General features: G+C 59.5%; 25 protein-coding genes and 1 pseudogene. 13 read left to right on the top strand and 13 right to left on the bottom strand.

Annotation, left to right across the window (positions count from 1 at the left end):
* The first annotated feature begins 44 nt into the window (after window positions 1–44).
* The 4 genes from HCU66_RS09695 to HCU66_RS09710 all read left to right on the top strand — a co-directional run bounded on the left by HCU66_RS09695 (window position 45) and on the right by HCU66_RS09710 (window position 4,186).
* Window positions 45–1,346: a heme utilization protein gene (locus HCU66_RS09695; RefSeq protein WP_205888266.1), complete on the top strand. Its 1,302-nt coding sequence runs from the start codon at window positions 45–47 to the stop codon at window positions 1,344–1,346.
* A 62-nt stretch (window positions 1,347–1,408) separates the two neighbouring features.
* The gene (locus tag HCU66_RS09700; protein WP_205888267.1) at window positions 1,409–2,089 is read left to right on the top strand and encodes a C39 family peptidase; all 681 of its coding nucleotides are present in this window, start codon (window positions 1,409–1,411) and stop codon (window positions 2,087–2,089) included.
* 32 nt (window positions 2,090–2,121) lie between these two features.
* Entirely contained in the window at window positions 2,122–2,859 is a 738-nt protein-coding gene (locus HCU66_RS09705) for a hypothetical protein (protein ID WP_205888268.1), read from the top strand.
* Window positions 2,860–2,905: 46 nt separating this feature from the next.
* Window positions 2,906–4,186 (top strand): coiled-coil domain-containing protein, encoded by a 1,281-nt coding sequence (locus HCU66_RS09710; RefSeq protein WP_205888269.1) that lies wholly within the window; start codon window positions 2,906–2,908, stop codon window positions 4,184–4,186.
* Between the two features lie 67 nt (window positions 4,187–4,253).
* Here the strand turns inward: HCU66_RS09710 and HCU66_RS09715 are convergent, their stop codons facing one another.
* Window positions 4,254–5,579 carry a sigma-54 dependent transcriptional regulator gene (locus HCU66_RS09715; RefSeq protein WP_205888270.1) on the bottom strand — a complete coding sequence of 442 codons (1,326 nt, stop codon included), beginning with the start codon at window positions 5,577–5,579 and terminating at the stop codon, window positions 4,254–4,256.
* 343 nt (window positions 5,580–5,922) lie between these two features.
* Here HCU66_RS09715 and HCU66_RS09720 point away from each other — a divergent pair, with 343 nt between their 5' ends.
* The 3 genes from HCU66_RS09720 (at window position 5,923) to nhaB (ending at window position 9,329) form a co-directional block, all read left to right on the top strand.
* Window positions 5,923–6,189 (top strand): hypothetical protein, encoded by a 267-nt coding sequence (locus HCU66_RS09720; protein WP_205888271.1) that lies wholly within the window; start codon window positions 5,923–5,925, stop codon window positions 6,187–6,189.
* A 283-nt stretch (window positions 6,190–6,472) separates the two neighbouring features.
* Window positions 6,473–7,762, top strand: a complete 1,290-nt coding sequence (locus HCU66_RS09725) for an NHL repeat-containing protein (protein ID WP_205888272.1) — start codon at window positions 6,473–6,475, stop codon at window positions 7,760–7,762.
* 64 nt (window positions 7,763–7,826) lie between these two features.
* On the top strand, window positions 7,827–9,329 hold the full coding sequence (nhaB, locus tag HCU66_RS09730; protein WP_205888273.1) for a sodium/proton antiporter NhaB: 1,503 nt from the start codon (window positions 7,827–7,829) through the stop codon (window positions 9,327–9,329).
* 97 nt (window positions 9,330–9,426) lie between these two features.
* On the opposite strand, the gene HCU66_RS09735 is transcribed toward nhaB, so the two are convergent.
* The 3 genes from HCU66_RS09735 to gnd are packed head-to-tail and all read right to left on the bottom strand — an operon-like array spanning window position 9,427 to window position 12,748.
* Complete coding sequence (locus HCU66_RS09735; RefSeq protein ID WP_205888274.1) at window positions 9,427–10,251, bottom strand: HAD family hydrolase; 825 nt, start codon at window positions 10,249–10,251, stop codon at window positions 9,427–9,429.
* Window positions 10,248–11,771: a glucose-6-phosphate dehydrogenase gene (gene zwf, locus HCU66_RS09740; protein WP_205888275.1), complete on the bottom strand. Its 1,524-nt coding sequence runs from the start codon at window positions 11,769–11,771 to the stop codon at window positions 10,248–10,250. The genes HCU66_RS09735 and zwf overlap by 4 nt, the downstream gene beginning before the upstream one ends.
* The gene (gnd, locus tag HCU66_RS09745; RefSeq protein WP_205888276.1) at window positions 11,768–12,748 is read right to left on the bottom strand and encodes a phosphogluconate dehydrogenase (NAD(+)-dependent, decarboxylating); all 981 of its coding nucleotides are present in this window, start codon (window positions 12,746–12,748) and stop codon (window positions 11,768–11,770) included. Before gnd ends, zwf begins: the two co-directional genes overlap by 4 nt.
* Window positions 12,749–13,021: 273 nt before the next feature.
* On the opposite strand from gnd, the gene HCU66_RS09750 reads away from it, so the two are divergent.
* Together HCU66_RS09750 and HCU66_RS09755 are read left to right on the top strand one after the other, a co-directional pair.
* The gene (locus tag HCU66_RS09750; protein WP_205888277.1) at window positions 13,022–13,204 is read left to right on the top strand and encodes a DUF6026 family protein; all 183 of its coding nucleotides are present in this window, start codon (window positions 13,022–13,024) and stop codon (window positions 13,202–13,204) included.
* A gap of 198 nt (window positions 13,205–13,402) precedes the next feature.
* The gene (locus HCU66_RS09755) at window positions 13,403–15,148 is read left to right on the top strand and encodes a phosphoethanolamine transferase CptA (protein WP_205888278.1); all 1,746 of its coding nucleotides are present in this window, start codon (window positions 13,403–13,405) and stop codon (window positions 15,146–15,148) included.
* A 103-nt stretch (window positions 15,149–15,251) separates the two neighbouring features.
* Here HCU66_RS09755 and HCU66_RS09760 read toward each other — a convergent pair whose 3' ends face one another.
* The 6 genes from HCU66_RS09760 to HCU66_RS09785 form a co-directional block, all read right to left on the bottom strand.
* Window positions 15,252–15,743: a GNAT family N-acetyltransferase gene (locus tag HCU66_RS09760; protein WP_205888279.1), complete on the bottom strand. Its 492-nt coding sequence runs from the start codon at window positions 15,741–15,743 to the stop codon at window positions 15,252–15,254.
* Between the two features lie 102 nt (window positions 15,744–15,845).
* The gene (gene zapE / locus HCU66_RS09765; protein WP_205888280.1) at window positions 15,846–16,964 is read right to left on the bottom strand and encodes a cell division protein ZapE; all 1,119 of its coding nucleotides are present in this window, start codon (window positions 16,962–16,964) and stop codon (window positions 15,846–15,848) included.
* Window positions 16,965–16,986: 22 nt separating this feature from the next.
* Window positions 16,987–17,328 carry a nuclear transport factor 2 family protein gene (locus HCU66_RS09770; protein ID WP_008010768.1) on the bottom strand — a complete coding sequence of 114 codons (342 nt, stop codon included), beginning with the start codon at window positions 17,326–17,328 and terminating at the stop codon, window positions 16,987–16,989.
* Window positions 17,329–17,378: 50 nt separating this feature from the next.
* Window positions 17,379–18,095 carry an HTH domain-containing protein gene (locus HCU66_RS09775; RefSeq protein ID WP_205888281.1) on the bottom strand — a complete coding sequence of 239 codons (717 nt, stop codon included), beginning with the start codon at window positions 18,093–18,095 and terminating at the stop codon, window positions 17,379–17,381.
* A 124-nt stretch (window positions 18,096–18,219) separates the two neighbouring features.
* The gene (gene speB, locus HCU66_RS09780; protein WP_205888282.1) at window positions 18,220–19,179 is read right to left on the bottom strand and encodes an agmatinase; all 960 of its coding nucleotides are present in this window, start codon (window positions 19,177–19,179) and stop codon (window positions 18,220–18,222) included.
* A gap of 21 nt (window positions 19,180–19,200) precedes the next feature.
* A complete protein-coding gene (locus HCU66_RS09785; protein ID WP_205888283.1) occupies window positions 19,201–20,292 on the bottom strand; it encodes a polyamine ABC transporter substrate-binding protein in 1,092 nt (363 codons plus the stop codon).
* Window positions 20,293–20,393: 101 nt separating this feature from the next.
* Between HCU66_RS09785 and HCU66_RS09790 the strand changes: the two genes are divergently transcribed.
* The 3 genes and pseudogenes from HCU66_RS09790 to HCU66_RS09800 all read left to right on the top strand — a co-directional run bounded on the left by HCU66_RS09790 (window position 20,394) and on the right by HCU66_RS09800 (window position 22,051).
* A complete protein-coding gene (locus HCU66_RS09790; protein ID WP_205888284.1) occupies window positions 20,394–21,287 on the top strand; it encodes a LysR family transcriptional regulator in 894 nt (297 codons plus the stop codon).
* A 10-nt stretch (window positions 21,288–21,297) separates the two neighbouring features.
* Window positions 21,298–21,522 (top strand): annotated as a pseudogene (locus HCU66_RS09795) (xanthine permease XanP); the annotation flags it as partial.
* A 55-nt stretch (window positions 21,523–21,577) separates the two neighbouring features.
* Window positions 21,578–22,051, top strand: a complete 474-nt coding sequence (locus HCU66_RS09800; RefSeq protein ID WP_205888285.1) for an LEA/WHy family protein — start codon at window positions 21,578–21,580, stop codon at window positions 22,049–22,051.
* A gap of 6 nt (window positions 22,052–22,057) precedes the next feature.
* Here the strand turns inward: HCU66_RS09800 and HCU66_RS09805 are convergent, their stop codons facing one another.
* Window positions 22,058–23,620 (bottom strand): alkaline phosphatase D family protein, encoded by a 1,563-nt coding sequence (locus tag HCU66_RS09805; protein WP_205888286.1) that lies wholly within the window; start codon window positions 23,618–23,620, stop codon window positions 22,058–22,060.
* A 65-nt stretch (window positions 23,621–23,685) separates the two neighbouring features.
* Entirely contained in the window at window positions 23,686–24,609 is a 924-nt protein-coding gene (locus HCU66_RS09810) for a carbon-nitrogen hydrolase family protein (RefSeq protein WP_205888287.1), read from the bottom strand.
* Between the two features lie 85 nt (window positions 24,610–24,694).
* Between HCU66_RS09810 and HCU66_RS09815 the strand changes: the two genes are divergently transcribed.
* Window positions 24,695–25,618 carry a LysR substrate-binding domain-containing protein gene (locus HCU66_RS09815; protein WP_205888288.1) on the top strand — a complete coding sequence of 308 codons (924 nt, stop codon included), beginning with the start codon at window positions 24,695–24,697 and terminating at the stop codon, window positions 25,616–25,618.
* Here the strand turns inward: HCU66_RS09815 and HCU66_RS09820 are convergent.
* On the bottom strand, window positions 25,611–25,816 hold a 206-nt coding region (locus HCU66_RS09820), incomplete at its 5' end, for a hypothetical protein (protein ID WP_205888289.1). The genes HCU66_RS09815 and HCU66_RS09820 overlap by 8 nt on opposite strands.

Below are 25,816 nucleotides of genomic sequence, written 5' to 3' on the forward strand. Positions count from 1 at the left end.
AGGTAGAAACAACACTTAACCTAAAATAAGTACGGAGAATCACCATGAAACCTTCGATGGCTCTCAAGCCTCTGGTTTTCGCAATTGCTGCGGTCATGGCTGTTGCTGTACAAGCGAACGATTGGCGTGACAATGGCCACCACCATGGCCATCACAACAACCATCAACCCCCTCCTCCAACAAAGATCCCTGTCTATGCGACTGCCAATGCCTGGGATAACCAGAGCAGTACCGGCAACCGCATCCGTAACGAAGGGACCATCAACGAAGCCGAGATGAGCAGTTCCGCCACAGGCGCCAGCGGCAACGTCGGTGTCAACGTGGCTGCCGGTAATGGCAACCAACAAGACAACGCGTCCGCCATCGCAAACGCTGCCTCAGACTCCAGTCTCGATAACAGCTTCGTGTTCGGCACCGCCACAGCCACCGCCGACGTCACGCAATACAGCAACAACAACAGGGTCAACAACTTCGGCAGCACAGCCTCTGCCGTGATGGGCGGATCGGGTAATGGCGGCAGCGGTAATATGGGTATCAACATTGCTGGTGGCGACCTTAACCAGCAGAAAAATACCATGGCCATTGCCAACACCCATGCCCCGCTCGGTAACGCCACAGCCACCGCCTCTGCCGATCAACAAGGGCCTGGCCTGGTCGTGAATAACTACGCCGATCGGACGACCCGCCTGGATACGATAACCGTTACCAGAACGGCCAGCGGTAGTTTCTCTCGCGATAAATCTTCCGATTTGAGCGTTGATAGAAGCGCTTCTTCGAGCTTTGATGTGAGTGGTTCCAGGAGCTCTGAGGCCAGTGGTTCCAAGAGTGTTGATGCGAGCGGCTCCAGGAGCTCGGATTGGAGTTCTACCAGAAGTGCGTCTTTGAACGTTGCCGTGGACGCTGCTGCGAATGCCACCAGGACCGTTACTCGGGATGATGGCCGTCGCGAACGCACCCGCACCGATACTTTCGACGCATCGCTTACCGCTTCGATCGACGCATCCCTCGACGCATCGCGCGATAGATCTAGCGATTCCTCGTTCGAAAGATCGTTCGATAAATCGTGGGAGAAATCGTCCGCCTCCTCGTTCGAAAAATCGGGCAGTAAAGAGTCCGAATCTTCGTTCGACAAATCGAAAACGTTCAGTGAGAGCAGTTCTTTCGATTTGAGCAACACCTATTCCTATCAAGTGCTGACTCCAACCGGCTGGGCAAACCCTGTGACCAACACGGCGATCCTGAGCGGTTCGGTCAATGGTGGCAGTGGCAACCTGGGCGTCAACGTGGCTGCCGGTGTGGGTAACCAACAAAGCAACTCGCTGGCCATTTCCAACAGTTCGTTCTAATGGCTGTCTCTTGAGGCCCCCTTACGGGGGCCTGTTTCAACACAACCAGAAGGCGTCCTGACATGCGCATTATCGCCTTGGCATTGTTACTTTACGTGGCCAGTGTGAGCGAGGCCGCACAAATGCCGCTTTCCGTCCTGCCGGGCGGCGCGGTGGTATATAAGCCGATCCAGAGCATGCACGAGCGTAAATTTGCCGACCTGGTGCAACAGAAAACCGACTTCAGTTGCGGCGCGGCTGCGCTGGCGACCATATTGCGCCAGGCCTACTGGCTGGACGTGAATGAAGAACAGATCATCGAAGGCATGCTGGCACATTCCGATCAAGATCTTGTCCGTGTCCAGGGCTTCTCCATGCTCGACATGAAGCGTTATGTGGAAAGTATCGGCATGCGGGCCCGTGGCTACCGGGTAGCGCCGCAAACGTTGAGCGACATCAGAATTCCGGTTGTGGTGCTGCTGGATATCCGTGGCTACAAACATTTTGTGGTCATGCAAAGAGTCCACAAGGGCTGGGTCTATATCGGAGATCCGGTACTCGGTCATAAACGCTACAACGTCGACGACTTCGTAAAAGGCTGGAACGGCATCATCTTTGCCGTGATCGGTCAGGGCTACGACAAAAGCAATGCGTTGCTCGAGCCACCCATGCCTCTGACCGCCAAGAACCGCATCAACACCTTCACCCCGGTGCGAGATGCAGAGTTGATGGATTTCGGATTCATCCAAAGCGACTTCTTCTAATGACGAGGAGCACGACGCTCCGGGAGCATTCAATGAAGACTGCAATCTGGCTAGCCGTGGTTTGCCTGGCCGCCAGCCTGCCAACCCAGGCACAGACGTTCAAACCCATTGAACTGAAGGATCAGGAATTGGCGACCCTGCGAGGCCGCTATGTCATGCCGGGACGGATCATCAGTTTCGGCATTGTCATGACCAGCACTTGGCAAAATGCCAACGGTGAAGTGATCGGGGCAACGTCCTCGATGCACATTCAACAATCGACCATCACGCCACAGTTCTATGTGTCGATGATCGACGAAAAAGGTAATGGCTCAGCGCGTTCGCAAGGCACCGGTACCGTCACTGGCGGTAGCGGCCTCAACAGCACCGAAGGCGTCACTCAAGTCGTGCGGGCTGCCGGCGACAATAACTCGGCCTACAACAACGTTGAAATCAATGTCACAAAGGCTAGCCAAGCGCCAGCAACGCAACAGCAGGGCCAGGCACTGGCCGCAGGCTCGACGTTGGTCAGCGCCAATGGCGCGGGCTCGCTGAGCGTTTCCTCGACCGGTACGGGTGTGCAACTCAACATCGTGGGCAAAAACAATCAGGGCAGTACCGTACAACGCCTGGGCGAGGGTGGGCTGATGCAGAACACGACTTTGCTCGGCGGTGGCAACCAGGTCCGCAACCTCACATCCCTCAATGTCGTGCTGCGTGACAACGCGACAGCCGGTTCGCTGAACGGCAACCTGGACCCGCTCAAAGGTCTTCGCACTCTCGGATTCTGATCTACGCTCAGTCTCACCCGATGTAGTCAGAAGGGACGGATATCCCATGCACCGTTCGTTGACGTTCAGCGCTATCGTTTGTTTGAGTAGCCTGGCCCCGGCCACATTGCTATACGCAGCACCAGACCCTCAGGTCGAAGCACTAAAAAAAGAACTCATGGAGCTGAAACAGCGTTACGAAGCACAACAGAACGCGCTGATGGTACTCGAGCAACGCATTCGCCAAGTCGAAGCAACACCTGCGACACCTGCTCCCAAACGCCTGACCAAATCCCCCGCCGAAACGCCTGGGAGTGGCCAGACGGTGGCCGCCGGTGCGCCGGGAACCACAGGCAGTTCATATGGCCAATCGCTCAAGGATGATTCGGCGCCTGCGCAAAGCGTTTCCAACCTGTATGACGAAGCCAGCGGCTTCTTCGGTGGCGGCAAGTTCAGCGTCGAAACCGGCCTGACCTACACGCACTACGATACCCGTGCATTGGTACTCAACGGCTTCCTGGCACTGGACTCGATTTTCCTCGGTAACATCAACCTCGACCGTATCAAGGCGGATAACTGGACCCTGGACCTGACCGCCCGCTACAACGTGGCACAACGTTGGCAGTTCGACATTAACGTCCCCGTGGTTTACCGCGAATCAACGTATTCCTCCGGTGGCGCCGGTGGCGCAGGCCCGGTGACATCGGACGCCACCGTTACCCGCGACCCGACCATCGGCGATGTGAACTTTGGCGTTGCTTACAAGTTTCTGGATGAGTCGGCCAATCTGCCCGACGCGGTCTTTACACTGCGCCTCAAGGCGCCGACCGGTAAGGACCCTTACGGCATCAAGCTGGTCAATGACCCGAACAACGATAACCTCTCGGTACCCGAGGACTTGCCTACCGGCAATGGTGTCTGGGCAATCACCCCGGGCATCTCGCTGGTCAAGAGCTACGACCCGGCCGTGCTGTTCGGCAGCCTGGCCTACACCTACAACATGCAAGACTCTTTCAGCGACATCAGCCCTCAGGCCAACTCCAAGGTGTCCGGGGACGTGAAACTGGGGGATTCCTGGCAGATCGGCGCCGGCATTGCATTCGCCTTGAACGAGAAGATGAGTATGTCGTTCTCGTTCACCGATCAGTTCGCCCGCAAGAGCAAGATCAAGCCCGACGGTGGCGATTGGCAATCGATTTCCAACAGCGATTACAACTCGGCCAACTTCAACATCGGCATGACCCTGGCAGCAACCGAAAACCTGACGATCGTTCCCAACCTGGCCATCGGCCTGACCGACGACTCGCCAGACTTTTCCTTCAGCCTGAAATTCCCGTACTACTTCTAACCGTATCACCCCAATGGAAAAGGCCCGCTGCGATTTAACTCGCAGCGGGCCTTTTCGTTTACCCGCCCTAGCGGATTTGATGCTTGTGCAGCAATCGGTAAAAAGTCGGCCGCGACACGCCCAGGACGCGGGCGGCGACGCTCAGGTTGTCGCTGTGCCGGTTTAACACATCGCACAGCGCCTGGCGTTCGGCGCGGGTCTTGTAGTCTTCAAGGGTGCCCATCGGCGTGGCGAAGGCGTGTTGACTGAGCAACCCCAGGTCTCGCGCCTCGATCTGCCGCCCTTCGGCCAGTACCAGCCCACGGCGTACCCGGTTGGCCAGCTCGCGGACATTACCTGGCCAGTCGTGCTTGCCCATGGCAATCAGCGCATCCTCGCTGAAGCTGCGAGGACGACGGCCGGTTTCATGGCTGTAGAAATGGGAAAAGTGGTTGGCCAGCATCGAGATATCGCCATGGCGCTCACGCAGTGGCGCGGTGACCACTTGCAGAACGTTCAGGCGATAGTACAAATCTTCGCGAAAGCGTTTCTTCTCAATGGCTTCCTCCAGGTCGACGTGCGTCGCCGCCAATACCCGCACATCCACCGCAATAGGCTGTTGGCCGCCGACCCGCTCGATATGTTTTTCCTGCAGGAAACGCAGCAGATTGGCCTGCAGTTCCAGAGGGAGATCACCGACCTCATCGAGAAAAAGGGTTCCGCCGTTGGCCGCTTCTATCCGCCCGACCTTGCGCTGATGGGCGCCCGTAAAGGCCCCCTTCTCATGACCGAACAATTCGGACTGGATCAAGTGTTCGGGAATCGCGCCGCAGTTGATCGCCACGAACGGTTTGCTGTGACGCTGGGATTGTTGATGCAGGGTGCGGGCAACCAGTTCTTTGCCGGTGCCGCTTTCGCCGCGGATCAGCACCGGAGATTCGGTGGGCGCCAATTTGCTGAGCAATTTGCGCAGTTCGCGAATCGGTTTGCTGTCGCCGAGCAACTCGTGTTCAGGCTGATCGATATGAACCGTGCCCTGGCCGCGCAGGCGTGCCATGCCGAACGCTCGGCCGAGCGTGACCTGAACCCGTGAGACATCGAACGGCAAGGTATGGAAGTCAAAAAACCATTCACAGACAAAATCCCCGACATTCTGCAATCGCAGGACTTCCTGATTGAGCACCGCGATCCACTCGGTGCCGCTACGGGTGATCAGTTCCTTGACGGCTTCCGGGCGTTCCAGATGAAATGGCTGCAAGCGCAACAGACCGACGTCGCAGGTTCGTTCGGTGGCGTTTTCCAGGCTGCAGCTGTCAACATCCCAACCCACAGTGCGTAAACCCGGCAGTAAACGATGGCAGTCGTCGCAAGGATCCACTACTAAAAGACGTCGTAAGGCAGGCGCTTCGATCATGACTGTTCCTTGGCGCCAAATTTTAGGAAATATTATTAAAAACAGTCATTTGGCGGTCTTCGGTGTAACACTAGCAAGATTTTGACGCCAGCTTGTATCGATTGCTTATAGGGACATTGACTGATTAGTTATAAGAAACCACTTGATGAGTTGCCTAACGAGTTGAACCTTTCATTCAGCTTTCAGTAACTGCCTGAATCGCTGGCCAATCAAAGAAAGTTGAAATTTCTTTTGTTTGGGTGTGACCCAACCCCCGGTTGCGGACATCAGTACAAGTAACCAGCCGAACGGTAAGCCCAACCGACGGCACATCACTTGATTGGGCATACAGAGAGAAGATCCCATGAACGCCCCGCTCCGTATCAACGAAGCTCTTTTGATTGCCGACCGCGCATTCCAACCCTTTCAATGCGTGGCCTGGGCCCCACAAGACGGTAATGGCGAGCTCAGCCTGACTATCATCGATCGCACTAACACTCGCATCAGCCGCAAACAAATTCCAAGCAGCGCCTATTCCGATCCGGAGCAACTTGCACACGTGCTGGAACAAGCCCGCGCCGAGTTGAGCGAGGAAGGTTACACACTGCAATCGTGGTCCATGCCGCATTAATCTTTTTCGCGGATTACCGCCCGGTGATCCGCGCCCCCCTTCTCCTTAGTTGACGGTTTTCTACGGTCAGCCGCACGACGCCAAGCACCTTTTTCAACTTCTATTGCGCCAGATTACTTGGCAGGCTTGGCAGTGGTTCGAAAAGACACTGTTCTGGCACAAAACGCCCCTCCTTCCGAGCGTAATGGCAGTTGCACATCATCGCATTCAGGGATTGAATATTGTGCTCAGGCAGTCATTCTCCGGGCACCCGGACAAGGACGACTGGCAAGGAGATGCGTGCATGTCACTCCAGAGTGCTTTTGCAATTGCGGCAAACGCCAATAATGCCGGGCAACTCGATACCCATTTCGCGGGCACCGGCAAGACTCAAGTGTATTTCGCCGACAGTCTCTCCAGCAGGGTCAATGGCGTCGCCATTGACCACACCGGCCGGATACTGGTGGCAGCCAAGGTCGGCACGCCAGGTGGCAGCCGCTTTGGCTTGGCCCGCCTGCTTGAAGACGGTTCGGCGGATCTGGCATTCGGCAAACGGGGCAGCGTCATCGGGCAGTTCGCCCACGGCCACGAAGCCATGGCGGGCACGGTGCGGGTGCTGGCCAACGGGCACATTCTGGTGGCCGGCCTGCACTATGAAAATGCTCACCGTACGCTGCCCGCCCTGGCGATGTTTGATCCGCAAGGCTGCCCGGTCCAGGGTTTTGGCGACCATGGACGCTGCGTGGTGCGCCTGCCGGGTAATCTTTCCCAAGGCGCTCGCGACGCCTGGTTACCGCTGGGTGTACCGGGGAGCGAGGCCTGTGATATCTGCGTGCAGGACGACGGTCGGATCCTGCTGGTGGCCAATCATCATTTCGAACGGGCCGATCACGTCGGCATGCTGATACGGATCAACGCCGACGGTTCGCTGGACAGCACCTTCAATGGTCGCGGTTTTGTCATGGTCCGGCACTTGCTGATGAACTCCAGGCTCAACAGCCTGACGGTGCAACGCGATGGCCAAATCCTGGTGGGCGGATCGATCAACTCTCCCGAGGAAGGTTTGCTGGCGCGTTATCACACCGATGGCCAGCTGGATGACGGTTTCTCAATGGATGGGTTCATGACCTTCAAGGTCCGGGGCCACAGTGCCCAGGTCTGCCAGATCGTCCAGCACGAAAATGGTGATTTGCATTGCTTTGGCAGCAGTCGAGACCCAATGCACTGCCTCGCCTTGAAAGTTCACAGCAATGGCCGACCGGACACCCGCTGCAAGGGTGGTCAGCCACAACTGCTGAAAATTGGTTACAGCGGCTGCCAGTGGACTGCCGCCCAGGCACAGCCGGACGGCCGTGTGCTGACCGTCGGCGCGACGGTCGGCGGAATTAACGCCGATTTCCTACTCGCCCGGTATTTACCCGGCGGATCGCTGGATCGCAGCTTCGCCAATGGCATGGGCTGGGTTCGCACGTGCCTGAGTCGCGGTCCGGACACCGCCACTTCATTGGCTGTGCAAGCCGACGGTTGTATCGTCGTAGGCGGCTATTCACTGGACGGAAACTGCCGCGCAGTTGTCGCGCGTTATTATCACTAGCCTGTACTTGATCTTCCCTTCCGCTTACGGCAAGTTGCGCGCTTCTTAATACAAGGAGTAGCCGATGTCCGGCTCAATGGCCCAGGCCTTCGCACACAATTTTCTTGGGCATTCACCCCGCTGGTACAAAGCAAGCATTATCGGATTCCTGATGCTCAACGCACTGGTGTTGTGGACGATCGGTCCAGTGGCGGCTGGCTGGTTGTTGGTGCTGGAGTTCATCTTCACCCTGGCCATGGCACTCAAGTGTTACCCGCTGATGCCCGGCGGCTTGCTGCTGGTCGAAGCGCTGCTGCTGAAAATGACCACGCCCCAGGCGCTTTATGACGAGCTGGTGCACAACTTCCCGGTGATCCTGCTGCTGATGTTCATGGTGGCGGGCATCTATTTCATGAAAGACCTGCTGTTATTTCTGTTCTCGCGCCTGCTGCTGGGGGTTCGCTCCAAGGCGCTGCTGGCGTTGATGTTCTGTTTCCTGTCTGCGTTTCTGTCGGCGTTTCTCGATGCATTGACCGTGACCGCAGTGATCATCAGTGCGGCCGTGGGGTTTTATTCGGTGTATCACCGCGTCGCCTCGGGCAACGACCCGCGTCAGGACAGCTCATTCGGTGATGACCAGCACTTGCCGGCATTGCACCATGCCGACCTCGAACAATTCCGCGCTTTCCTGCGCAGCCTGCTGATGCATGGCGCGGTCGGCACGGCGTTGGGCGGTGTTTGCACGCTGGTCGGCGAGCCGCAGAACCTGTTGATCGGCCATGAGATGGGCTGGCACTTCGCCGAGTTCTTCCTGAAGATCGCCCCGGTGTCGTTGCCCGTACTGGCAGCGGGTCTGGTGACCTGCGTGCTGCTGGAGAAACTGCGCTGGTTCGGCTATGGCACGTTGCTGCCGGACAACGTGCGTGCGGTGCTGGCCAACTACGCCGCCGAAGACAACGCCGAGCGTACTTCGCGTCAGCGCGCTGCGTTGTTGGTTCAAGGGGCAGCGGCGCTGATCCTGATTGTCGCGCTGGCGTTTCACATTGCCGAAGTCGGACTGATCGGTTTGATGGTGATCGTGCTGATTACCTCATTCACCGGCATCACCGATGAACACCGCCTCGGCACGGCCTTCAAGGACGCCATGCCGTTCACTTCGCTGCTGGTGGTGTTTTTCGCCGTGGTGGCGGTGATTCAGGATCAGCAACTGTTCAGGCCGCTGATCCAGTGGGTGCTGGCGCTGCCGGCCGACCAACAGCCGGGCATGTTATTTATTGCCAATGGCCTGCTCTCAGCCATCAGCGACAACGTGTTCGTGGCGACCATTTACATCACCGAAGTGAAACAGGCATTCATCTCCGGCCAGATGAGCCGCGAACACTTTGAAACCCTGGCCATTGCGATCAATACCGGCACCAATCTGCCGAGCGTGGCGACGCCCAATGGTCAGGCGGCGTTCCTGTTCTTGCTGACCTCGGCGATTGCCCCGTTGATTCGTCTGTCGTACGGGCGGATGGTGTGGATGGCGCTGCCATACACCGTGGTGATGGGAGGGCTTGGCTGGTACGCCGTAAGCTATTGGCTTTGAGGTGGCAGGTCTGACGCCTTCGCGGGCAAGCCTCGCTCCTACGGAATGTGTAAAACCTGTAGGAGCGAGGCTTGCCCGCGAAGAACGATAACGCGGTTCAGACTGAACTCAGGATGTATCGCTCGATCGCCTGGGCCGCGCCATCTTCGGTGTTGGCCCCGGTCACCAGGTCGGCCTGACACTTCACCGCCTCTTCCGCCTGCCCCATGGCGATCGACAACCCGGCACGATGAAACATTGCCGGGTCATTGCCGCCGTCGCCCATCGCGGCGGTGTGTTCCAGCGACACGCCAAGAAACTCGGCCAGTGTCGCCAGGGCTGCCCCCTTGTTGGCCTGCATCGCAGTCACGTCCAGATAGACCGGTTGCGAACGCGACACCTGCGCTTGGCCTTCGACCTTGGCCAGCAACCGCGCTTCCAGCTCGATCAACAATTCGGTGTTGTTGCTGGCGGCGACGATCTTGTCGATGTGTGCCAGGCAAGGCTCAAAACTCTCGACCGCCACCGGCGGATACCCCAGGCCATGCTGCTCTCGCGGGACCATCGGGCCGTACGGATCCTTCAATAGCCAGTCACCACCGCTGAACACCCAGACTTCAATGTCCGGCTGATCGGTAAACAGCGCCAGCGCCGTCAGCGCCGCAGTTGCCGGCAAATAATGCGCGACCAGCAAACTGCCGTCCGGGTTGACGATCGTGCCGCCATTGAACGCCGCCGTTGGCAGATCGACGCCCAGAGCTTGGATCTGCTGCAACATGGCTTTGGGCGGACGCCCGGTGGCCAGGCTGAAGAGCACGCCAGCCTCGCGCAAGGCGCCGACCGCTTCAATCGTGCGCTGACTGAGACTGTGATCGGGCAACAACAAGGTGCCGTCCATATCACTGAGCAGAAAACGGATGGGCTGTTGCGTGACGTCACTCATCCGAGGCTGTGCCAGACGCGACCGTCGCGGGTCAGCAGCTCGTCAGCGGTCTGTGGCCCGTCTTCGCCGGCCGCATAGCTCTGCACGGTTGCGTCCTGCTGCCAGGCGTCGAGGAACGGCTGCACGGCGCGCCAGCCGTTCTCGATGTTGTCGGCCCGCTGGAACAGCGTCTGATCGCCGGTCAGGCAATCGTAGATCAAGGTTTCGTAGCCGGTGGACGGCTGCATTTCAAAGAAATCCTTGTAGGCAAAGCCCAGCTCGATATTGGCCATGTTCAACGCCGGCCCCGGCCGCTTGGCCAGCAGGTCGAACCACATGCCTTCGTTGGGCTGGATCTGGATCCGCAGATAGGTCGGCTGCAACTCCTCGACCTCGGTATCGCGGAATTGCGCATACGGCGCCGGCTTGAAGCAAATGACGATCTCGGTGTCGCGCACGCTCATGCGCTTGCCAGTACGCAGGTAGAACGGCACGCCGACCCAGCGCCAGTTGTCGATCATCACTTTGAGCGCGACATAGGTTTCGGTGGTGCTGTCGGGCGCCACGTTGGTTTCCTGGCGATAACCGGGCAGTGGATTGCCATCGATCTCCCCGGCGGTGTATTGGCCCCGCACCGAGTTGGCGCGCGCCTCTTCGGTTGACCAGGGGCGAATCGCGCCAATGACTTTGGCCTTCTCGCCGCGTACCGCGTCGGCGCCAAAAGCAGCCGGTGGTTCCATGGCCACCATCGCCAACAATTGGAACAGGTGATTGGGCACCATGTCCCGCAGGGCGCCGGTGACCTCATAAAAACTGCCACGGGTTTCCACGCCGACGGTTTCGGCGGCGGTGATTTGTACGTGGTCGATGTAATGGTTGTTCCAGAAGGCTTCGAACAGGCTGTTGGAGAACCGGCTGACCAGAATGTTCTGCACGGTTTCCTTGCCCAGATAGTGATCGATCCGGTAGATCTGCTTTTCCGTCATCACTTTGAGCAAGCACGCGTTCAAGGCTTCGGCGGTGTACAGATCGGAGCCGAAAGGTTTTTCGATCACCACCCTTCTGAAGGCTTCAGGGGTTTCTTGCAGCAATCCGGCAGCGCCGAGACGCCGCACCACTTCGCTGAAAAAGCGCGGTGCGGTGGCCAGGTAGAAAACGGCGTTGCCGGTGCCGCTGGCGGTGATTTTCGCCGCCAGCGCTTCATAGGTGCGTTCATCCAGGAAGTCGCCCTGGACATAGCTGATGTGTTTGGCCAGTGTGGCCCACAACACCGGATCAAGGGCGTGATCGCCCTTGCCGACCTTGGCCGCCACTTCCGCCCGAATGAAATCTTCGAGTTTTTTGGCGAAGGCCTCGTCGCTGATGGCGTTGTGATCGACGCCGATGATCCGCAGTCCATTCCCCAGCAAACCGTCACGACTCAGGTTGTACAGCGCCGGCATCAGCAGGCGCTTGACCAGATCGCCATGGGCGCCGAACAGAAACAGCGTGGTGGGCGGCGCGGGTTCTGCCTTGGATTTCCTGCGGATCACATGGGTCATTTTTTCGGAGTCTCCACGTGGCCGCCGAAGCCGAAGCGCTGGGCCGAGAGAATCTTGTCGCCAAAGGTGCCTTGCCCACGCGAACGGTAGCGGGAGAACAGCGAGTTCGACAGCACCGGTACGGGCACCGATTGTTCCATGGCGGCTTCGATGGTCCAGCGACCTTCACCGCTGTCAGCCACCGACCCGGAGTAACCGTCGAGTTTCGGGTCGCTGGCCAGGGCGTCGGCGGTCAGGTCGAGCAGCCAGGACGAGACCACGCTGCCACGACGCCAGACTTCGGCGATGTCGGCCACGTTCAGATCGAAGCGCTGATCCTCTGGCAGGCTTTCGCTGGCCTTGGTCTTGAGGATGTCGAAGCCTTCGGCGAAGGCCTGCATCATGCCGTACTCGATGCCGTTATGGATCATCTTCACAAAGTGCCCGGCGCCTGCGGGGCCGGCGTGGATGTAACCGCGCTCGGCGCGATCGTCGTCGGACCGGCGATCCTTGGTGCGCGGGATGTCGCCCAGGCCCGGGGCCAGGGTTTCGAACAGCGGGTCGAGACGCTTAACAGTCTCGGCATCGCCGCCGATCATCATGCAATAGCCACGTTCCAGGCCCCAGACGCCGCCAGAGGTGCCTACGTCAATGTAATGCAGGCCTTTTTCCGACAGGGTCTTGGCCCGGCGGATGTCATCCTTATAGAAGGTGTTGCCGCCGTCGATGATGGTATCGCCCGCTTCAAGCAAGGTACTCAGGGTGTCGATGGTGTCTTCGGTCGGTGCGCCGGCGGGCAGCATGACCCACACCGCGCGTGGCTTGGCCAGGCCAGCGACCAGGGCTGGCAAGTCGGAGACACCGGTGGCGCCTTCTTCAACCAGGGTGTCGACAAAGGCGGTATTGCGGTCGTAAACAACGGTGGTATGCCCGTTGAGCATCAGGCGCCGCGCAATATTACCGCCCATGCGGCCCAGTCCAATAATCCCGAGTTGCATGTGCTGATGCTCCCTACTACAAATAAAGTGTGTCAAAGGTTATAGCCCAACGCGACTCATGAGGGTTAGTCCAGAGCGGCGGGATGAAGTTTCCGGGCATTGTGCCCGATCCAGACTGATAACGTCGGCAATCGTGCCGAAGACACAACGACCATGAAAAATAAAAAAGTTCCCTTCAGGGGTAAAAGAAATCAAAATTGGCGCCGATAGTAAGTGAGCACCCCGATTTCGGGAGCCGACTTACAGTTGATACCGCCATTTGCGAGGTGAGCAATGGGCACCGTACACACAGCACTGCCAGCACAAACCCTTTACGTCACGATCCGTCGCGACGAACTGCGCCAATTGAAAGACGAGCGTGACCAGTTGAAGCGGGAAGTCGCGCAATTGCGCCTGCTGACCCAAGGCAATCAGGTTCAGCCCTTGCCCGTCACCCAACGCACTCCCCACGCCTGACATCCTCATTTGTATCGGAAACGGCCGCCGCTGTTTCCGACTCGCTGCAACCCTGCCAGCCTTGGCAACTCACAAAGTTTTCACATCGGCTTGTTGATACTCCGGTTCATTGTGGCCGCTCGGTATCCGCGCGGCGTCCGTTCGTCTGCGACAGGGAACGTGCCGACGGCCGAAGTAATCATCAGGCTGGAGTGCTGAATGGCTTTGTTTAAACGCAGCAAAACGTCTGCGACAGGTTTTGATTGGGCAGGATTTCTCTGGTTATTTCTGTTCTTCTGGTATTTTTCGGGCATCACCCAACTGCTGATTCAACTGACGGGCACTTCCGGTTTTACCGGTTTCCGCCAGGCCTTTGTAATGAGCGCCGTCTGGCTCGCGCCGATGCTACTGTTCCCCAGACAAACCCGTGTGATGGCCGCACTGATCGGCGTGGTGCTGTGGGCCTGTTCGATGGCCAGCCTGGGATATTTCTTCATTTATCAGCAGGAATTTTCCCAGAGCGTCATCTTCATCATGTTCGAATCGAACGTGTCTGAAGCCGGCGAGTACATGACCCAGTATTTTGCCTGGTGGATGGTGCTGGCCTTTCTCGCGCACACTGCTTTCGCATATTTCCTGTGGACCCGCTTGCGCCCGGTACACCTGCCGCGTGGCCAGGCGCTGGTCGCGGCGACGGCGATTCTGCTGGCCGTGGTCGGTTACCCATTGATCAAGCAGACCGCACGCACCGGCAGCCTGGCCGGTGGCTTCGAGAAATTCGAAACCCGCATCGAGCCCGCGGTGCCTTGGCAGATGGCCGTGGCCTATCACCGTTACCTCGACACCCTGGCCGGCATGCAAGACATGCTCGACAGCGCCAGTAAGATCCCGCCGCTGAAGAACCTCACCGATTCGATGGCCAATCAGCCGGCGACCCTGGTGCTGGTGATCGGCGAGTCCACCAACCGTCAGCGCATGAGCCTGTACGGCTACCCTCGGGAAACCACCCCGGAACTGGACAAGCTCAAGGACCAACTGGCGGTTTTCGATAACGTGATTACGCCACGCCCCTACACCATCGAAGCGTTGCAGCAGGTGCTGACCTTCGCCGATGAAGAAAACCCGGACCTCTACCTGACGACGCCGTCATTGGTCAGCATGATGAAACAGGCCGGTTACAAGACTTTCTGGATCACCAACCAGCAGACCATGACCAAGCGCAACACCATGCTCACGACCTTCTCCGAGCAGGCCGACGAGCAGGTGTACCTGAACAACAACCGCAACCAGAACGCCGCCCAGTACGATGGCGATGTGATCGAACCGTTCAACAAGGCACTGGCCGATACGGCGCCACGCAAGCTGATCGTCGTGCATTTGCTCGGCACGCACATGAGCTACCAGTACCGTTACCCGCCGACGTTCAACAAGTTCACCGACCGCAAAGGGGTGCCGGATGGCGTGCGTGACGATCAGGTGCCAACGTACAACAGCTATGACAACGCGGTGTTGTACAACGACTTCGTGGTCTCGAGCCTGATCAAGGACTACGCCAGGACTGATCCGAACGGCTTCCTGCTGTACCTCTCCGACCACGGCGAAGACGTCTTCGACTCCTCGGGCCACAACACCCTGGGCCGCAACGAGAACAAGCCGACCGCGCCGATGTACACCATTCCGTTCATGGCCTGGGCTTCGCCGAAATGGCGCGAAACCCATGACTGGAGTTTTGCCGAGGATCTTGGACGGCCATACAGCAGTTCTCAGCTGATTCATACTTGGGCGGATCTGGCCGGCCTGAGCTTCGATGAACTGGACCGCAGCAAAAGCCTGGTCAGCGACAGCTTCAAGCCTCGGCCATTGATGATCGGCAACCCTTATGAGCGTCAGCAACGGCCGCTGATCGACTTCAGCCTGATGAAACCCAAGGGTGCGCCCGTCACTCCGGCAGTCGTTCAACAGTAGGAGCGGGCTTGCCCGCGAAGGCGTCGGCCCAGTCAACATTGATGTTGCCTGACACACCGCTTTCGCGGGCAAGCCCGCTCCTACAGGGATTGCGCAGGGAGGATTAAAGCGCCTTGGTCCAGAACAGCATCCGACCGTGCGCCGGGTCGAACATGCCAGGCGAAAAGCCGAATTTGCCATAAGACGCCTGAGCCACTGAATTGCCTTCCAATACTTCCAGGGTGATTTTGCAGCAACCGCGCTGACGTGCGATGTCCTCGACTTTGCGCAGCATTTTCTGGCTCAGTCCCAACCCGCGAAACTTCGCTACCACCGACACATCGTGCACGTTGACCAGCGGCCGGCAGGCAAAGGTCGAAAAGCCTTCGAAGCAATTGACCAGCCCCGCCGGCTCGCCGCCGACAAATGCCAGAACGCTGAAAGCATGGGGACGTTTGGCCAGTTCCCTTGGCAGTTGTTGCAACACATCGGCGGGTAAAGGGTGACCGACACCCATCGGGTCTTCAGCGTAGTGGTTCAACACCAGGCCAATCGCCTCGGCATGTATCGGGTTCGAGTAGCTGGCCTGAAGCACAAGAATTTCTGCGGATTCCATTTCCACCCTCAATCACACAAGTTGCCCCAGTTCGCCTCATGCGCACTGAAAAGGTCCAGCGACATTAGCGCGAGCGCCGGGGTGTCGACAACCTCCCGGACATCAAGCCTCGGCAAAACGTTTCAGTTGCATCTCCCGCAAACGGCTGAGGGTGCGGCGAAACGGGAATTGCAGATAGCCCTCGGTGTACAACGCTTCCATTGGCACCTGCGCTTCGAGGTACAGCGGCACCTTGCGGTCGTAGCATTCGTCCACCAGGGCGATGAACCGGCGCACGCCATCGTCATGCACCGACAACTGCGGCAACTCGCGATCCCCCGCCACCACCCGTTCGACACCGTCTTCAGTGCCGCGGGCAATGCGCCCTTCGCGTTTTTGCGCGCTGAGGTTGGGCACCTCGCTCAACAGAATCGCGCTGAAGGTATCGCACAGGGCCATGAAGTCCATGGCGGCCAAAGGCTGCTCGCAAAGCTCGGTGTAACGGCACCAGAGCACGGTTTGACTGGCTCGCATGACATTGACCGAACGGTAACCGACGGTGACCGGGTCGCTGGACAGCGACTGGCCGACGGTCAAGGCCTTGAACACTTCGCTGAGGGCATCGGGCTGACCCGGTACATTCACCCAGTAACGCTGCAGACCGGCGCCAGGGTGCAGGCGATGATCCTCCCCGCCATCCACCGCAATCACCTGCATGTGCTGCTTGATCGCGGCAATGGCCGGCACGAACCGGTCGCGGTTGAAGCCATCGGCGTACAGCTGATCCGGCGGCTGATTGGAAGTGCATACCACCACCACGCCCTGCTCGAACATCACCTGAAACAAACGCCCGAGGATGATCGCGTCACCGATGTCGTTGACGAACAGTTCATCGAAACACAGCACCCGCACTTCCTGGCTCAACTCGCGGGCCAGCGCCCTCAAGGGGTCGGCGGTGCCGGTCAATTGAAAGGAACGCTGATGCACCCAGCCCATGAAGTGATGGAAGTGCTGGCGCCGGGCGGGGACGCGCAGGGTTTGGTAGAACTGATCCATCAACCAGGTCTTGCCGCGCCCGACCGGGCCCCAGAGGTACACGCCGATGATGGGCGTGCGGCCCTCATGCAAGGCTTCGTGGCATTTTTGCAGCGCCCACACGGCGTGTTCCTGGGCTTCGTCCTGGACGAAGCCCTTCTGTTCGATGGCGTGTTGCCAGGCGCTTAAGGGAGAGTCGACATTCATGCGCGGCAGTATGCCACGTCCCCTACAAGGAGATATCCAGGCGGGCAATCTTGCCCTGCTCATTGAGGCGGAACATGTAACGCAACTCCAGCGGGCTACCGGGAAACGTACCGGAGATCAGGTTATGCACCAGCACTTTGCCGGTACGCTGCTGGACGTCGAGCACCTCGACCCGGGGCTGGTAACGCTGCGCGGTGTCTTGCATCCATTGGGCGATGGCTTGGGTGCCGACCTGATGCTGGCCCTCATCGAACACGTTGGCATCCTCAGCGAAAAAACTGGCGACCCTCGAGGTGTCGCGAGCATTGGCGGCAGCAATGTAGGCGGCGATGGCGGGGGCCAGTGAAGAGGCTGGATTGGACATGTTACGGCTCCTTTTGGTTGGTTCTGGAGCCATGCTAAAGCAAGCCAGTGTCAGTTCTTGTCAGGAGTGAAGCGCCCGGCTTCGTCCAGTTGCATCTGCTTGCGCCAGGTGCGCAACAGGTCGCTGCGCCGCCCCGGATAGTGTTCGCCCTGCTCGCTGGCAGCCGAGATCCGGTCGGTGCGAAACGTGCGAAAGGCACTGCGTAACTCGCACCAGGCGACGATGATCCGCACTTCATTGAGAAACCCCAGGGCCAGTGGCCAGATCAGCCGCTGACTGGGCACCTGGTTGGCATCCGCGTAATCAATGTGCAGCTTGGCCTGACCGCGAATGGCCTGGCGAAACACATTCAACGGCACGACATTTTGCGGATAGCCATACCCCGGCGGCCCCGGCAACACCGTCGGGTTGCGCAAGGCGTCCTGGGCCGCCGGGTCGAGTACCGCGGCGATTTTTGCCAGGGCGTCGGCCGCGGCTTTGCTCAGGACCTCATCGCCACGCTGATCCACGTAGCGCAACCCGAGCACGATGGCTTCGGTTTCATCGGCATTGAGCATCAAGGGCGGCAGAAACAGGCCGCTGCGCAACACATAGCCGATCCCCGCCTCGCCAAAGATTGGCGCGCCGAGCGCGGTGAGTTCAGCAATGTCGCGGTACAGCGTGCGCTCGGAAACTTCCAGCTCGCTGGCCAATACCGCGGCAGTCACCGGACGACTTTTGCCCCGCAGCACTTGTAACAAGGTCAGTAAACGGCTGGTTCGCGACACGGTCGGCAGGCTCCTTTCTGGAAGTCGCCGGAGCTTAGCAGAGGTTACTGTCAGAAATTGGCAGTAGTGACCCCACCATTGCCCTGTGGGGGCGAGCAGACTCGCTCACACAATTGGAAACGCGTTAGCGATCGACCTTGTGTTTAGCCGCATACAAACACAGCATCTCCATGGCCAATGTCGCCGCGGCCAGTGAGGTAATGTCCGCGCTGTCGTAGGCCGGTGCCACTTCCACCACGTCCATCCCCACCAGGTTGATCCCGCGCAAACCGCCAAGAATTTCCAGCGCCTGCACCGTGCTCAAGCCACCGCACACCGGCGTCCCGGTGCCGGGCGCGAAAGCCGGGTCGAGGCAGTCGATATCGAAAGTCAGATACACCGGGTGACCGCCGACCCGCGCACGAATCGCCTCGACGATCGCCTCACACCCTTGCCGGTGCACCTGCCGCGCATCCAGCACCTGAAAACCCTGATGATCGTCATTGGTGGTGCGCAAGCCGATCTGCACCGAGCGCGACGGATCCACCAACCCTTCCTTGGCCGCGTGCCAGAACATCGTGCCGTGATCGACGCGCTTGCCCTCTTCATCCGGCCAGGTGTCGCTGTGAGCGTCAAAGTGAATCAGCGACAACGGGCCATGCTGACGGGCATGGGCCTTGAGCAGCGGGTAACTGATGAAGTGATCGCCGCCGAATGTCAGCATCGCGCAACCATTATTCAGGATGCGCTCGGCGTGGGCTTCGATGCTGTCCGGCACCGACTGCGGCGTGCCGTAATCGAAGGCGCAATCGCCGTAGTCAATCACCGCCAAGTGATCAAACGGGTCGAAGGTCCACGGCCAATGGCGCTCCCAGGCGATCCCGGTGGATGCCGCCCGAATGCCGCGCGGCCCGAAACGCGCGCCGGGGCGGTTGCTGGTGGCGGTGTCGAACGGCACACCGCTGACCACCACGTCGACGCCACGCAAGTCGCGGCTGTAGCGACGACGCATGAAACTGGTGATACCGGCGTAGGTGCTTTCGGCGGCAGTTCCGTAAAGACTGTCGCGGGTCATGGCCTGATCGTTCTGTGCAGGGACGTCCATGGTGTGTTCCTTATTATTGGTTTATTGGCGGCTACGGAAAGTGGTCCACAGGCGGGTGCGCTGACGCATGTCCTTAAGGCTCATGCTGCGGTCGGCGTACAGCCGCGCACGCACCTCGCTCTGCGGGTAGATATCGGGATCGCTGCGCACCGCCTCATCCACCAATGGCGTCGCCGCCTGATTGGCTGTGGCGAAGAACAGCGTATTGGTCAACGCGGCGACGGATTCGGGGCGCAACATGAACTCGATGAAGGCCCGGGCAGCTTCGGGGTGTGGCGCGTCCTTGGGGATCGCCAGGTTGTCCTGCCACACCAGCGTGCCCTCCTTCGGAATCCGGTACGCGACCTCGAATGGCTTGTTGGCCTTGCGCGCCTGATCGGCGGCCATGCTCGCGTCGCCGTTGTAGGTCAGTGCCAGGCAGACGCTGCCATTGGCCAGATCGTTGATCTGCCGTCCGGTGGCGACGTACAGTACCGAGGGCTGTAGCTGACGCAACAGGGTGTCGGCGGCTGTCAGATCAGCCTTGTCGGTGCTGTAGGGATCTTTACCCAGGTAATGCAGCGCCAGGCCGATCACTTCTTGCGGCGAATCGAGAATCGCGATGCCGCAGTCTTTCAGTTTGCTGGCGTATTCGGGCTTGAACAGCAGGTCCAGGCTGTTGAGCGGTACGTTGGGCAAACGTTGTTTTACCGCTTCGACGTTCATCCCAAGCCCAAGCGTGCCCCAGGTATAGGGCACGCCATAACGGTTACCGGGGTCTACCGCCGCGAGTTTCTCCAGCATGTCCGGGTCAAGGTTGGCGTACCCCTTGAGGCCATCGTGAGGAATCTCCTTCAGCGCGCCCGCCGCCAGCCCACGCGCCAGAACACTGGACGACGGCACCACCACGTCGTAACCGCTGCCGCCGGTGAGCAGTTTGGTTTCCAGGACTTCCGGCGTGTCGAACGTGTCGTAGCGCACGTGGATACCGGTTTCCTTTTCGAACCGTTGCAAGGTGTCGGGCGCCACGTAATCGGCCCAACTGTAGAGATTGAGGACTTTTTCCTCAGCCTGGGCCGGCACGGCCATGGCGAGGAACAGCGCGGGTAAACACAGCTTGAAGAACGGAGCCATGACGAACACCTGACCGGAGGAAGTGGTTGCAGGATGCGTCGTCGGTTACATTGGAAAAATACCAGGTTAGTTATCCTGACTTTATTGCGGAGTAATGTTTGATGCTCGGTCAACTCCACGATCTGGACCTGCACCTGCTGCGCCTGTTTGTCAGCGTGGTGGAATGCGGGGGCTTCAGCGCCGCCCAGGGTGACCTGGGATTGAGCCAGTCGAGCATCAGCCAGCAGATGGCCAAGCTCGAAACCCGGCTCGGTTATCGCCTGTGCAGTCGCGGCAAGAGCGGATTCAAGATCACCCCCAAAGGCGAACAATTGCTCCTTGCCATTCGCGCCTTGTTCGAATCGATCGAAACGTTCCGCCATCAATCCAACGGCGTGGCCGGACGCTTGATCGGCGAAGTGCGCCTGGGTTTGTCCGAAGCGCTTGATCAGTCGGTGCTGCAACGGGTGGCCGGGGCGATCCGGCGCTTTCGCGAACGGGACGAGTCGGTGCGCATCGAGTTGATCAGCGCGATGCCCGGCGAAATGGAGCGGCTGTTGTTGCAACAACGGCTGGACCTGGCGATCGGCTATTTCTCTCAGGCACAGAGTGCTTTTGATTACCGTGAGCTGTTCACGGAAACCCAGCACCTGTACTGCGCCTCCGGGCATCCGCTGTTCACCGATGACGCACCCGACGATCAAGCGCTCCAGGCCTGCGACCGGGTCGATCATCCCTATCGCTTCCTGCGCAGCGACGAGCCGTTTCGGGGGAAGCTGTGTTCGGCGCGGTCCGAACAGGTCGAAGGCACCCTCGCCTTCATACTGTCCGGCAAGCACGTGGGCTACTTGCCCAACCACTTCGCCCGCAGCTGGGAGGACAAAGGGTTGCTGCGTGTCGTGCGCCAAGGTGACATGAGTTTCGAGGTGGCGTTCCACCTGGCCCGCCATCGCGCGCAGGTGCCGGGGGATGCGCAGAAGGCGTTTGAAGAGGATCTGCTCGCGGCGTTTGTTTGAATAGCAGGGGCTCGCCACACTGCCCGCGTTGCACAACATCTTCGAATCACCGATCACCGTCGGTGCGTTGTGCGCTATCGTGCTCAATATCTTCCTGCCCGAAGAGTTCATCGAGCTGGAAGAAGACGAGTTCGATCCGGAAGCCTCGGTGCTTCAGGTGATGCAGAACCCGGATGTTGCGGCCAAGGGTGAACCCGCGTCGCCTGTGGCTGTCGCACAGTTGAACCGTCCGTAATGCTCGAAGGCCGAGCCATGAACGGTTCGGCCTTTTTCTTTACGAGAGCCTGTCCATGCGCAGATTGCTTGCCCTGTTCGTTTCCCTCCTGCTGCTCTCCCTCAGCGCCTGCGCCCTGTTCCCCAGTCACGACCCACTGAACATCCATGTGGTCGGTGTCGAGCCACTGCCCAGCCAGGAACTGGAAGTGCGTTTTGCCATAAAACTGCGCGTGCAAAACCCCAATGAAACCGCGATCAACTACAACGGCGTGGCGCTGGACCTGGAAGTCAACGGCCGAGCCCTCGCCTCCGGTGTCAGCGATCAGTCGGGTTCGATTCCGCGTTTCTCTGAAGCGGTGATCGTGGTGCCTGTGAGCATTTCGGCGTTCACGGTGCTGCGTCAGACCCTCGGGCTGAGTCAGACACAGACCCTGGACAATCTGCCCTACGTGCTTCGGGGCAAATTGGCGGGCGGCGCGTTCGGCACGATGCGTTTCGTCGATCGCGGCAAGCTCAGCCTGCCGGGTTCGACCTCCGTCATCTGGTAACGCCCCCTAGGAAACGGGGTCGATCACCTGCGTCACACAATGTTTGAGCCCTTCTATGTGCCAGTTGGCCCACAGTCGGGTTTTGCCGTTGCTGCCTTCATCCGGCTCTATCGCCAGCCAGTTTCGAGCGGCGATCAGGTAACGCCCCCTGGCGCCAATGGGCAACATGGTGCCGGTGATGGCGTAATCGATCTGTTCCTGGTTGCCACCGATGGATTCCAGAAAGTGCACCGCCAGCACCGGTGGCGAAGGATGCACGACACCTGTGGAAATCAATTGGTAGATTTTCCCGGCCCCATCGCTGCCATGGCGCGGCAACTTCGATTCGATCACGCAGACCCCGGCCACATGAACATCGCCGGACACCAGCGTGACTTTGCATGATTGGGCTTTGGCAAAATCCAGCAGCCGCATGATCAACCGCCGGCGTTCGTCTCGGTGAGGCAGGCTTCGCCAGTGATCGCGCAAATCGTCCTCGAGTTCCTGTTGCCCCGACACCAGGTCCAGCGCCTTTTCGGCCGCCTGCAAATCAAGGTAACCCACGGGAATACTCGACATCAGCAGCAGGTGCTTGTGCGCCCTGACTTTGCCCAGCCAGGCATAAATCGCATCCCAACTGACGGGCGAAATGACCCGGGTTTGCTGAGCCCGTGGCGTCGTCAAATCGGGCGTGCGTTCGCTGCGCAGATCGGGAACCAGCAAGGCCAGTTCGCCCAGGCCGGTGAACCCCAGATGAAAGCCGTCAGCGGTGCCGGGAATTGCGCACGGGTGGGTGTCCGCCGACGGTTTGAGGTGAGGATGAGTCTGGATCAGTTGCTGCTGGAAAATCCTGAAATAGCGTTTGGCCGTGGCAAACAGCCCCTGGAACACCGGGCTTGAATGCAATATTTCATCGTAAGACCCCCAGCCATCGATGATGTCGTGGTCATCCCACATCATCACCGTCGGGATGGCGCCGAACACCTTGGCTATCTCGGGCTGTTTCCAGCGTTCCAGGTAGAGCCTGGCGAAAAACTTGTCCAGGTCGGCTTCGATCACTTTGGTGTAGACCGCCTTCTGACGGTCGGCGAAGGGTTTGGCGAACCATGTTTTCATGGACACCACACTGCTGCGCATGTCGTCGCTGTAAACCTGATCGCCGCCCATCAACAGCAGATGATAGGGCTCGCCCTGGTGGGCGCCCCACATGTGCTCCCAACGTTCGTTGTTCCTGTCCACCTTCTCCATCTCCCTGGGGTCGGAGAAGCCGTTGCACGATACATAGGCGATGCGCGGCGACTGGCCCTCGGCCGGAACGACGAAGTTGGCCTGCGCGCTGTCTATCGTGACCGTGTAAGCGGTGGCGACGGCCTGGTCTTGCAGCGCTTTGAAATCGACGCGCCAGACGCGGGACTGAGGCTTGAGCAACGGGACGTCGGCGATGGCCAAGGGTGTGGTGGCGGTCACACCCTTGGGTACTTTTACCGTGGGAGATGCCCCGCCCAAGGGTAAAACCACCAGGGCGGACACGTGATAGGCATTACTGTGGATGCCACGAAACTGCAGGATCGGGCCGAGTGACAAACTCATGGGCAGTCCATCCATTGACGGGGGGAAACGCATACAGACTAGACGACAATCACACCCCCCACGGTTCAGGCGTTGAACCGCACGCCCGGTCTGGCCCGTTCATCCACCGTCAATTCAAACACGTCCGGACGCGCATAGTGCCCGACCACGTCGTAGTCGTAACGGGCGCGGATCAGGTCATCGGTGTCGATTTCGGCGGTCAGCAACCCCGCCTCGCCACGCAGCGGCCCGGCGAGAATGTCGCCCATGGGTCCGACAATCACGCTGCCGCCGGCAATCAACGGACGCTCCGCCGGCCAGTTGGCGATATCCACGCCCAAGGCTTGCGGCGAGTCCTGGACCTGACAGGCGCTGACCACAAAGCAGCGTCCTTCATGGGCGATGTGGCGCATGCTGACCTGCCACATCTCGCGCTCGTCCACGGTCGGCGCGCACCAGACCTCCACGCCTTTGGCATACATCGCGGTGCGCAGCAACGGCATCATGTTTTCCCAGCACACCACCGCGCCGATCCGCCCGACCTGGCTGTCGATCACCGGCAAGGTCGAGCCATCACCCTTGCCCCAAATCAATCGCTCGGTGCCGGTGGGCATCAGTTTGCGGTGTTTGCCCACCAGCCCGGCCTGGGGGTCGAAATACAACGCGGTGCAGTACAAGGTGCTGCCCGCCCGCTCGATCACGCCGATCACCAGGTTGGCGCCGGTGCGCGAGGACAATCCGGCCAAGGCGTCAGTCTCGGCACCGGGCACGTCGATGGCGTTGGCGAAATATCGCGCAAACGCTTCACGACCTTCCGGCAGTCGATAACCCAGTTGCGTGCCAAAGCCCTCGCCTTTGGGGTAGCCGCCGAGCAACGCCTCGGGCATGACCACCAGCGCCGCGCCGGATTCGATAATGGCGCTTTCCCAGGAAAGGATTTGCTCGAGGGTATCGGCCTTGCCGCCGGGCAAGGCGCCGATTTGCAGGGCAGCAACGATTGACTTGGGCATCGCGGTGACTCCGTCAGTAATGAAGTGTTGCTCATTCTGCGGCGCCACTGGATCATGAATAAAGCCAGACTCACTGCTAAATGATATGAACCAAATGAATATCGCCACCGTCGATCTCAACCTGCTCAAAGTCTTCGAAGCCCTGCACGAGGAATCCAGCGCCAGCCGCGCCGCGCTGCGTCTTGGCGTGACGCAATCGGCGGTCAGCGCGGCGTTGCGCCGGTTGCGAGAGGTGTATGGCGATCAGTTGTTCGTGCGCACCGGCCGAGGTCTTGCACCGACGCTCAAGGCCAATCAGTTGAAACCGGTGGTCAGCGATGCGCTGAATAAATGCCGGCAAAGCCTGGCGATGGTCGATCCGGCCGCCCATCATTACGACGGGCGTTCGGTGACGGTGGGTTTGTCGGATGATTTTGAAATCGCCTATGGGCGACGATTGATCGAAGAGATCGCTCACCGTGCGCCGAAACTGCGGCTGATCTTTCGCCAGACCCATAGCCAGATCGTGGCCCGGGACTTGATGGAGCGCAGCATCGACCTGGCGATCACCGCAGGCGGGTTTACCGAGCGTTTGCTCAGCCGTCAGGTGTTGGGTGAAGGGGGTTATCTGTGCCTGGTGGATCCCCTCAGCCTGACCGAGGGGCAGCAGACCCTCAGCCTTGAGGCGTTCGTCACCCGCGAACACATTCTGGTGTCTTCGGGCGGTTTTATCGGGATTACCGATGAAGGCTTGGCGGCGTTGGGACTGAGTCGGCGGGTATGCGCATCGACTACGCACTTTGCGGCGTTGCCGCATCTGCTCAAGGGCAGTCAGGCGGTGGCGACCATTCCGGCCCATGCGGCGCAAAGCATCGCCGCGCTCAGCGCACTGGCGTTGCTGCCCTGCCCTTTGGCGCTGCCGCGTTACCCGATCGAACTGGGCTGGCGCACCAGTACGCAGCTCGATCCGGTGGTATTAAAAGTGCGCGAGGCCATTGTCGCGATTTTTTCCAGGCAGGCGCTTATTTAGCGGCGGCCATCAGGCGATTGACTTCACTGCGCACCATGTTCGCGAATTCCGGCGGTGACATGCCGTCGAGTTCGGAACGCACCCATTCAGCCCATTTGCCTTTGCGCTTGGCGCGCTCACCGAACAACCGTGCGGCTTCGCCCTTGGCTTTGCCCAGGTTGTTTTGCCAGAGTTCGAACAGACGGGATTTTTCATCTT

Source organism: Pseudomonas frederiksbergensis (assembly GCF_017114915.1).
Lineage (GTDB): Bacteria > Pseudomonadota > Gammaproteobacteria > Pseudomonadales > Pseudomonadaceae > Aquipseudomonas > Aquipseudomonas frederiksbergensis_I.

Bases quoted from the DNA above. Each gene is read 5' to 3' on its own strand.
- HCU66_RS09790 (WP_205888284.1), top strand. From the start codon at position 20,394: ATGCTCGGTCAACTCCACGATCTGGACCTGCACCTGCTGCGCCTGTTT.
- HCU66_RS09750 (WP_205888277.1), top strand. From the start codon at position 13,022: ATGGGCACCGTACACACAGCACTGCCAGCACAAACCCTTTACGTCACG.
- HCU66_RS09700 (WP_205888267.1), top strand. From the start codon at position 1,409: ATGCGCATTATCGCCTTGGCATTGTTACTTTACGTGGCCAGTGTGAGC.
- HCU66_RS09755 (WP_205888278.1), top strand. From the start codon at position 13,403: ATGGCTTTGTTTAAACGCAGCAAAACGTCTGCGACAGGTTTTGATTGG.
- HCU66_RS09705 (WP_205888268.1), top strand. From the start codon at position 2,122: ATGAAGACTGCAATCTGGCTAGCCGTGGTTTGCCTGGCCGCCAGCCTG.
- HCU66_RS09760 (WP_205888279.1), bottom strand. From the start codon at position 15,743: ATGGAATCCGCAGAAATTCTTGTGCTTCAGGCCAGCTACTCGAACCCG.
- HCU66_RS09710 (WP_205888269.1), top strand. From the start codon at position 2,906: ATGCACCGTTCGTTGACGTTCAGCGCTATCGTTTGTTTGAGTAGCCTG.
- gnd (WP_205888276.1), bottom strand. From the start codon at position 12,748: ATGCAACTCGGGATTATTGGACTGGGCCGCATGGGCGGTAATATTGCG.
- HCU66_RS09805 (WP_205888286.1), bottom strand. From the start codon at position 23,620: ATGAGTTTGTCACTCGGCCCGATCCTGCAGTTTCGTGGCATCCACAGT.
- HCU66_RS09815 (WP_205888288.1), top strand. From the start codon at position 24,695: ATGAACCAAATGAATATCGCCACCGTCGATCTCAACCTGCTCAAAGTC.
- nhaB (WP_205888273.1), top strand. From the start codon at position 7,827: ATGTCCGGCTCAATGGCCCAGGCCTTCGCACACAATTTTCTTGGGCAT.
- zapE (WP_205888280.1), bottom strand. From the start codon at position 16,964: ATGAATGTCGACTCTCCCTTAAGCGCCTGGCAACACGCCATCGAACAG.
- HCU66_RS09720 (WP_205888271.1), top strand. From the start codon at position 5,923: ATGAACGCCCCGCTCCGTATCAACGAAGCTCTTTTGATTGCCGACCGC.
- HCU66_RS09785 (WP_205888283.1), bottom strand. From the start codon at position 20,292: ATGGCTCCGTTCTTCAAGCTGTGTTTACCCGCGCTGTTCCTCGCCATG.
- zwf (WP_205888275.1), bottom strand. From the start codon at position 11,771: ATGACCCATGTGATCCGCAGGAAATCCAAGGCAGAACCCGCGCCGCCC.
- HCU66_RS09770 (WP_008010768.1), bottom strand. From the start codon at position 17,328: ATGTCCAATCCAGCCTCTTCACTGGCCCCCGCCATCGCCGCCTACATT.
- HCU66_RS09725 (WP_205888272.1), top strand. From the start codon at position 6,473: ATGTCACTCCAGAGTGCTTTTGCAATTGCGGCAAACGCCAATAATGCC.
- HCU66_RS09800 (WP_205888285.1), top strand. From the start codon at position 21,578: ATGCGCAGATTGCTTGCCCTGTTCGTTTCCCTCCTGCTGCTCTCCCTC.
- HCU66_RS09810 (WP_205888287.1), bottom strand. From the start codon at position 24,609: ATGCCCAAGTCAATCGTTGCTGCCCTGCAAATCGGCGCCTTGCCCGGC.
- HCU66_RS09715 (WP_205888270.1), bottom strand. From the start codon at position 5,579: ATGATCGAAGCGCCTGCCTTACGACGTCTTTTAGTAGTGGATCCTTGC.
- HCU66_RS09695 (WP_205888266.1), top strand. From the start codon at position 45: ATGAAACCTTCGATGGCTCTCAAGCCTCTGGTTTTCGCAATTGCTGCG.
- HCU66_RS09735 (WP_205888274.1), bottom strand. From the start codon at position 10,251: ATGAGTGACGTCACGCAACAGCCCATCCGTTTTCTGCTCAGTGATATG.
- speB (WP_205888282.1), bottom strand. From the start codon at position 19,179: ATGGACGTCCCTGCACAGAACGATCAGGCCATGACCCGCGACAGTCTT.